1 protein-coding gene is annotated in these 519 nt (G+C 79.0%); it reads left to right on the top strand.

Annotated features, from left to right (window positions below; all coding sequences use genetic code 11):
* The coding region (locus A6V29_RS09325) for a biotin carboxylase N-terminal domain-containing protein (RefSeq protein ID WP_283956348.1) at positions 1–519 on the top strand (519 nt) is incomplete at both ends.

Below are 519 nucleotides of genomic sequence, written 5' to 3'. Positions count from 1 at the left end.
GTGCTGCTCGGCCCGGCGCCGGCCGCGGAGTCCTACCTCGCGGTCGATCGCATCGTCGAGGCCGCCCGCCGCAGCGCCGTCTCCGCCGTCCTGCCCGTCCCGCCGGCGCTGGCCGGTCACGCGCGGCTCGCCGCGGCGGTCCGCGAGGCCGGGCTGCTCTGGGTGGGTCCCGATCCCGAGGTGCTGGAACGGCTCGGTGGCGACGGCGTCGAACCGGCCAGCGAGCGCGGGCTGCTGGCCTGGGTGACGGCCGAGGGGGTGCTGTTCCCGACCCCGGTCGCGCGCGATCGCGAAGCCGGCATCGCCCGCGTCTCGTGGACCACGGACGAGCACTCGCCGGTGCCGACGGCGGCGGGCCGGCTGGCCGAGGTGGGCTGGCGTGGGCTGGTGACGGTCGGGGTCGCACCGGACGGCGCGCTCGCCGAGGTGGCGGCCGGCTTCTCGCTGGACGTCGCCGTGCTGGAGCGGGCGCACGGCGTCGACGCGGTCGAGCTCGCGCTGCGCAGCGCGGCCGCCCCA

The sequence above is a fragment of the Blastococcus sp. CCUG 61487 genome (genome assembly GCF_005222955.1).
Taxonomy (GTDB): domain Bacteria; phylum Actinomycetota; class Actinomycetes; order Mycobacteriales; family Geodermatophilaceae; genus Blastococcus.
The sequence above is the reverse complement of the archived record's forward strand: the minus strand, read 5'-3'. Positions and strand labels throughout refer to the sequence as shown.